At 44.0% G+C, this 6924-nt stretch carries 6 protein-coding genes; 1 reads left to right on the top strand and 5 read right to left on the bottom strand.

Annotated elements, in window-relative coordinates; genetic code table 11:
- Positions 1-435: 435 nt before the first annotated feature.
- A complete protein-coding gene (locus BM049_RS01895) occupies positions 436-1776 on the top strand; it encodes an N-acetylmuramoyl-L-alanine amidase family protein (protein ID WP_091528211.1) in 1341 nt (446 codons plus the stop codon).
- A gap of 147 nt (positions 1777-1923) precedes the next feature.
- On the opposite strand, the gene dtd is transcribed toward BM049_RS01895, so the two are convergent.
- From dtd to BM049_RS01870, 5 genes are all read right to left on the bottom strand, one after another.
- Positions 1924-2370 (bottom strand): D-aminoacyl-tRNA deacylase, encoded by a 447-nt coding sequence (gene dtd, locus BM049_RS01890; protein ID WP_091528210.1) that lies wholly within the window; start codon positions 2368-2370, stop codon positions 1924-1926.
- Positions 2371-2397: 27 nt separating this feature from the next.
- Positions 2398-4617, bottom strand: a complete 2220-nt coding sequence (locus BM049_RS01885) for a RelA/SpoT family protein (RefSeq protein WP_091528208.1) — start codon at positions 4615-4617, stop codon at positions 2398-2400.
- 147 nt (positions 4618-4764) lie between these two features.
- Positions 4765-5433 (bottom strand): deoxyribose-phosphate aldolase, encoded by a 669-nt coding sequence (deoC, locus tag BM049_RS01880; RefSeq protein WP_091528206.1) that lies wholly within the window; start codon positions 5431-5433, stop codon positions 4765-4767.
- Between the two features lie 4 nt (positions 5434-5437).
- Positions 5438-6391: a 50S ribosomal protein L11 methyltransferase gene (prmA, locus tag BM049_RS01875; RefSeq protein WP_091528205.1), complete on the bottom strand. Its 954-nt coding sequence runs from the start codon at positions 6389-6391 to the stop codon at positions 5438-5440.
- Positions 6369-6920, bottom strand: a complete 552-nt coding sequence (locus BM049_RS01870) for a DUF3013 family protein (protein ID WP_091528203.1) — start codon at positions 6918-6920, stop codon at positions 6369-6371. The genes prmA and BM049_RS01870 overlap by 23 nt, the downstream gene beginning before the upstream one ends.
- Positions 6921-6924: the final 4 nt, after the last annotated feature.

The following is a 6924-nucleotide window of genomic DNA, read 5'->3' as shown; positions in this document are numbered from 1 at the left end:
TCTCATAACCTTGTTCTTTATAATCATGAAGTAGTTCTAGATCAATTTGTTTAAAAGCAGTACTAAGCAATTCTTGAGTGATACGCTGGAAAACCGTTTCTAAAGCTAATTCAGTTTCTAAAAGGGTAGAAGAACCCTTTATAGTGTTGATGATTTCTGATATAATTTCATTCATAAGAAGACCTCTTTCTCTAGCGTTGTCGTTATCTCTAGATTAAGGGTCTTCTTTCTTTTTGTCTAGGTCGACCTTTTTCACTTCCGACATTAATTTTACACATAGCTTATTTGGTCACATCATTTACTTTCTGTGGTTTTGATACTGATTTTCTTTATATTTATGCATGGAAATGTGTAGAAAATGTGTCTTTCCTATTGCTATGAAAGCGTCTCTATCGGTATAATGAAAACAAATCATAAAAAAAAGGAGGTATAGCCATGGATCAGAGCCACTTACATAGTAAAAATAACCGTTCTTTGTTTATTCTGCTTATTACCGGTCTGGTCGTTCTCCTGCTGGGGTCTATCGTTGCTTTAGCCAATGAAAATAAAGTAACCGTACTGGCATCGACACTGAACGTCAGATACGGTCCCGGATTATCCCACGAGATCCTCACTCAAGTGAATGAGCAGGAGCAGTTGAACGTCCTTGGAGAAGAAAACGAGTGGTATAAAGTACGCCTGGAAACTGACCAGATCGGCTGGGTCGCCAGCTGGCTCGTGGAAAATGAAGAAGTATCCTTGGATAATCAGCTTTATGGACGGATCACCTCTGCAGAAGTCAACGTGAGACAGTTTTCAACGACAGATTCTAAAATCCTCGGGACAGTCAGCCAGGGTGAAGAATTCCCCATTTTATACAGAGAGGATGACTGGGTTCAGATTCTATTCAATCATCGCGTGGCCTGGCTTCACGCCGATCTGATCGCTGTTATCGATCAGCCCACAGAACGTGCTGCCGCCGGAGAAAAAGCAGATGCGTCGCTTAAAATCAGAGTAGGCAGCACACCGACAAATATCAGACATGAGCCGACCATAGATGCCGGCATACTGACCACCCTGAGAAGTGCTGAAGAATTTGATGTTTTAAAGGAAGAAAATGAATGGTATGAAATAGAATTAAGTGACGGTACACGCGGTTTTGTAGCCAGCTGGGTGACGGAAACTGTCTCTGCTGAAACTGTCAGTGCAAAAGAAACCCTGCCGAATGCCTCGGCCTCACATTATGCGACGACCCTGGCTGAAGCAACTATCGTCATCGACCCCGGGCATGGTGGCTATGATCCTGGTGCTGTCGCTTCCAGTGGGTTTACTGAAAAAGAAGTAACGCTCAACACGGGCCTGCTGCTGGCGGACCGGTTGAAGAAAGACGGCGTCAACGTGATTTTGACCCGCAGTACGGACGAGTATATCTCACTGAACGACCGCGTCTACTATGCTCATCAGGCCAATGCGGATGCCTTTATAAGCCTTCATTACGATGCTGTCCCGGAAGCTAATTCCATGTCTGGGACAACAACTTATTACTATTCGGATAATGAGCGATCATTAGCTGATGTCATCAACCAGCAGCTGTCCCAAAATGTCAGACTCGACAATAATGGTGTAAGACACGGCAATTATCAAGTGCTGCGACAAAACGCTCAGCCGTCAGTCCTCCTTGAACTGGGATACATGAACAACGACTATGATATCACACTGGTAAACACACCGGCCTATCAGTCAACGGTCGCTGATGCTGTCTACAATGCACTGGACCAGTATTTTTCTCAACGGTAAACGATTTATGAACGGTCTGGCAAGAGGTCGAGATGTCACTCTCGACCTCTTTTTCTATTTCTATAATGAAACACTCTCCGAACAGCGCCACCTGAATGACTGACAAAAATAAAAAAGAGACAGGCGCCACTTCCCCGTCTCTCTTCTTTATTTATTTTTCGAATCGATCAGGATAGTCACCGGACCATCATTGATAAAATCGATCTCCATATGCTTTCCGAAGTTCCCGGTTTCTACATGGATCCCTTCGTCAGCCAATGCAGCATTGAACTGTCTGTACAATTCATCAGCGTAATCTGGTTTGGCTGCCCCAGTAAAACTGGGACGGTTGCCTTTTCTGGTATCTGCATGCAGGGTAAACTGGGAAATAGATAAAATATCCCCCTTCACATCCTGGACAGACAGGTTCATCTTTTCCTGATCGTCTTCAAAAATACGCAGCTTGCTTATTTTACGTACAAGATAAGCGATGTCTTCTTCCGTATCTGCATCTTCCACACCTAATAAAACCACCAGGCCGTGGCTGATTACCCCCACCACTTCATCTTCGACTCTTACCCGTGCTTCTTTTGCACGCTGAATCACTGCTCTCACTTGAATCCTCCTAATCGTATTAAAAGCTTAGGTCGTTATACGTTTAACAGAATAGACATCCGGGACAGATTTCACCTTATCTACGATCTGTTCCAGTTCCTTAAGGTTCTGGATGGCGATCGTAAATTTAATGATAGCTGTTCCATTCTTGTCCACTCGTCCATTTATATTACTCAGCTTATTGGTCTGAGAGTTGATGACCTGCAGGATCTCATTTAAGAATCCGCTGCGGTCGTACCCTTCCACCTGCACTTCAGCATTATAGTCCTTATTGGCACTGGCCTCGGTCGATTCCCACTCAACATCGATGAGCCGGTCTTCGTTATCGTCTGATGAATGAAGGTTCGGACAGTCTTTTCTATGGATTGATACACCGCGGCCTCGTGTGATATAGCCGACGATTTCGTCGCCGGGAACCGGGTTACAACATTTGCTTAAACGAACAAGCAGGTTGTCTGCTCCCTGGATCACCACGCCACCTTCATGACGGATCTTCATCCGCTCAGGCTCTTTTTTATTTTTGAGTTCGATCGTATTGGTCGACTCATCCAGTTGGAAGGTTTCTTTTTCCCGTTCGCGACGTTCTTTCTCTGTGAGACGATTCGCAACCGTTGCACTCTTGACTTCGCCATAGCCGATGCCGGCATACAGGTCATCGATGGTCTGGAAGTTGAATCGTTCCGCTGCTTTTCTCAGTTTATCCTTTTTCAGGATATCTTTTGGATTAAATTCCATTTCCAGCAGCAGCTTCTCAAGGATCTCTTTGCCGCGTTCGATATTCTGCTCTTTTTCCTGCGTTTTAAAGAAGCGTTTGATTTTATTTTTAGCTTTAGAGGTGTTGACATAATTCAGCCAGTCCCGGCTTGGTCCGAATGAATTGGCCGAGGTCAGCATCTCGACGATATCGCCTGTCTTTAATTTATAATTCAGTGGAACGATCTTGCCGTTCACTTTCGCACCCATGGACTTGTTACCGACTTCCGTATGGACATGATAAGCAAAGTCCAGCGTGCTGGATCCGCTCGGCAATTCCATCACATCGCCTTTGGGGCTGAACACGTAAACTTTATCTTTAAAGATATCCTGCTTGATCGAATCCATGAAGTCACTGGCATCGCGGGACTCACTTTGAAGTTCCAGAATATCACGGAACCATGAGATGTGTTCGCTCAATTCATCGTTATCTATTTTTTGGGTGATGCCTTCCTTATATGCCCAGTGGGCCGCAACCCCATACTCGGCGATTTCATGCATTTTCATCGTTCTGATCTGCACTTCCAAAGGCGTTGCATGGGGTCCCAGTACAGTGGTATGGAGGGACTGGTACATGTTCGCTTTAGGCATAGCGATATAATCCTTGAATCGTCCCGGCATCGGCTTCCATCTTGTATGGATGGCACCGAGAACCGCATAGCAGTCCTTGATAGAATCGACGATGATCCGGATAGCCAGCAGGTCGTAGATCTCGTTGAACTGCTTTTTCTGACTCTTCATTTTTTTATAGATCGAATAAATATGTTTGGGTCTTCCCGTTATCTGTGCTTCGATCCCCAGTTCCTCAACGGATTTCTGGATCGCCGTTTTAGCATCTTCAATATAGTTCTCTCTGTCTTCACGTCTGGAATTCATTAGATGAACGATACGATAATACTGCTGAGGATTCAGATATCTTAACGAGGTGTCTTCCAGTTCCCATTTCATTCGATTGATACCCAAGCGGTCCGCCAGCGGTGCATAGATATCCAGCGTTTCTCTGGCGATCTCACGCTGCTTTTCCGGACGGTGATGCTTAAGGGTCCGCATGTTGTGCACTCTGTCAGCAAGTTTGACAAGAATGACGCGGACGTCCTGTGCCATAGCTAACAGCATTTTTCGATGATTTTCAGCCTGATGTTCCTGCTTGGATTTAAACTTGATTTTACCTAATTTAGTTACACCATCGACCAGATCGGCCACTTCCGGTGTGAACAGTTCAGCCAGCTGCGCATACGTATAGTCTGTGTCTTCAACAACATCATGCAGAAAGCCCGTTGCAACTGTAACAGGATCCATTTTCAGTTCAGCAAGGATCCCTGCGACCTGCACCGGATGCATGATGTACTCTTCCCCGGATTTTCGCATCTGTCCTTTATGGGCTTCGTTGGCTAAATCATAGGCTCTTTTTACAAAGCCCACATGTTCACTGCTCATATACGTCAGGCAAAGTGCGATAACTTCCTGCGGGGTATAATCTTTATTTTGTGGCATGGGTATCACCTTCATTCTTCGAGGTTTTCATAGCTTTTCGCCTTTCCTTATAAGAAAACCAGCACTTATAGGAGTGCTGGCTACTTCTTCTTATTAATTATAAAACTTTTCAGCTCTTACTTCAAGGCAGGCTGTGTCTGTGACCCCTTAATAATCTTCCGTTGCTTCATTTCCTTCAACGATCGCAACACCGTTAGATGTACCGATACGTGTCGCACCCGCTTCGATCATTGCTTTGGCATCTTCGATCGAGCGTACACCACCGGAAGCTTTCACACCCATATCTGGTCCGACAGTCTTGCGCATCAGTTTGACATCTTCAATGGTGGCACCACCTGTTGAAAAGCCAGTCGATGTCTTGACAAAGTCTGCCCCCGCTCTTTTAGCTGCTTCGCAGGCTCTTACTTTTTCGTGTTCATTTAATAGTGCAGTTTCGATGATCACTTTAACTAAGGCTTTACCGTTTACAGCATTGACGACTGCTTTGATGTCATCGTGGACTAATGTATAATCTTCACTTTTCAGAGCACCGATGTTGATGACCATATCGACTTCAGTAGCGCCTTCTTTCACTGCTTGTTCAGCTTCAAAAGCTTTGACTTTAGACGTATTGGCTCCTAGAGGAAAACCGATTACCGTACACGTTTCCACTTCTGAATCTTTCAATAAATCAGCAGTATATTTGACCCAGCCCGGGTTTATGCAGACGGACTTAAAGTTGTGTTTCTTTGCTTCAAGACAGACTTTCTGTACATCCATATCCGTTGATTCGGGTTTTAATAGTGTGTGATCGATATATTTTTCCATATTTTCCATTTTTTCACTCTTCCTTTTTTGTTTTTTTAGCGATGACAGCCACCCAGTCTTTCATCTGATTGACCTGAAGGATATCAAAGTCATGTCGGATCAAAGATTCAATAACTTCATCTTTTTTATCTAAAATAATGCCAGAGGTAATAAAGAGCCCGTCATCCTCTAAATGCGCATAGGCATCCGGGATAAAAGGTAGTATAACTTCAGTAAGAATATTAGCGACTATAATATCCGCTTGATCACTGACGTCTTTCAGCAAATTATTGGCTTGAACATCGATCCTGTCTTCGAGCTGGTTGAGCCTGATATTGTCTTTTGCAGACGTTACAGCCACTTCATCCAGATCATAGGCTCTCACTTCTTTTGCCCCGTATAGATCTGCGGCGATCGAGAGAACCCCCGACCCCGTGCCGACGTCAAAAAGTTTAGCTTCAGGGAATACATATGTTTCCAGAGCCTGTATGCATAATTGAGTCGTTGGGTGTGTACCTGTTCCAAAAGCCAGGCCCGGATCCAGGTACACGATACGTTCATCGTCAAATCTTTTCTCGTAGGTTTCCCATTGAGGGACGATAGTCAAAAAACGGGTGATATTTACTGGATGGTAATATTTTTTCCAGGCATTCGACCAGTCTTCTTCTTTGACATCACTCATAGTGATATCCAGATGCGTGATCATAATACCGTAATCAGCCAGTTGTTTCACTCGCCGCGTCAGTTCGTCATTGATCTGGTCCAAGTCATCATGTTCTGTGAAGTAGCCTTTGATGACCACACCATCTTTGGGGAAGTTTTCTTCATCCAGTTCCCATAATGTGTCATTACCATATTCCGGCATATGCAGAAAATCATTGCGGTCACTGATAGAGACACCTGACGAGCCAAGCTCTGTGAAAATAGAAGATACCGCTTCTGCGGCCTCATTATTTATTGCGACACTAAACTCTTTCCACTCCGTCATCGGCGCCATCCTTTTTCAACTTTTCTAAGAATGATTGTTCATCATCCAGTTCCATTGGTATTTTTTCTTCACTGTATCGCCCAGTTTCTTTCAATGTGTCGACCATATTCTGCAGATTACTTTCTTTCCAGGTCAATGCGTATGAATCGGCAAAATCATCTCTTAAAAACTCAGTCAGCTCAACTTTTCCTTTTTTTGTTGTGTAATTCAACTGTCTGAGAATAGCATCGACATAACCTTTCTCGATGCCCGTATGACTGTCCATTGAGAAAGAAGCGAGATAATTTTGAGGCTTGACATGTGCATAAGCCGGATCGTAAAAGCAGATGACATCTTCAAACTGAACCAGTCCAGGTTCATTATTTTTGCCGAGCATATCCTGGACCTGATATTCTTCTTCTGTTTCGACATGAAACGTCAGATAAAGCTCGATCAGATTCTTTTTGCTCTCTTTGATTATTTTCCACTTAAAGTTAGGTAACATCTCTTTCAGTTCGTTATCAATATACCCTGATAAGTCATTCGACATAATA

This window comes from Alkalibacterium subtropicum (assembly GCF_900112455.1).
GTDB classification, from domain to species: domain Bacteria; phylum Bacillota; class Bacilli; order Lactobacillales; family Carnobacteriaceae_A; genus Alkalibacterium; species Alkalibacterium subtropicum.
The sequence above is the reverse complement of the archived record's forward strand: the minus strand, read 5'-3'. Positions and strand labels throughout refer to the sequence as shown.

Coding starts and splice junctions, on each gene's coding strand:
- BM049_RS01895 (WP_091528211.1), top strand. CDS start 436: ATGGATCAGAGCCACTTACATAGTAAAAATAACCGTTCTTTGTTTATT.
- BM049_RS01885 (WP_091528208.1), bottom strand. CDS start 4,617: ATGCCACAAAATAAAGATTATACCCCGCAGGAAGTTATCGCACTTTGC.
- deoC (WP_091528206.1), bottom strand. CDS start 5,433: ATGGAAAATATGGAAAAATATATCGATCACACACTATTAAAACCCGAA.
- prmA (WP_091528205.1), bottom strand. CDS start 6,391: ATGACGGAGTGGAAAGAGTTTAGTGTCGCAATAAATAATGAGGCCGCA.
- BM049_RS01870 (WP_091528203.1), bottom strand. CDS start 6,920: ATGTCGAATGACTTATCAGGGTATATTGATAACGAACTGAAAGAGATG.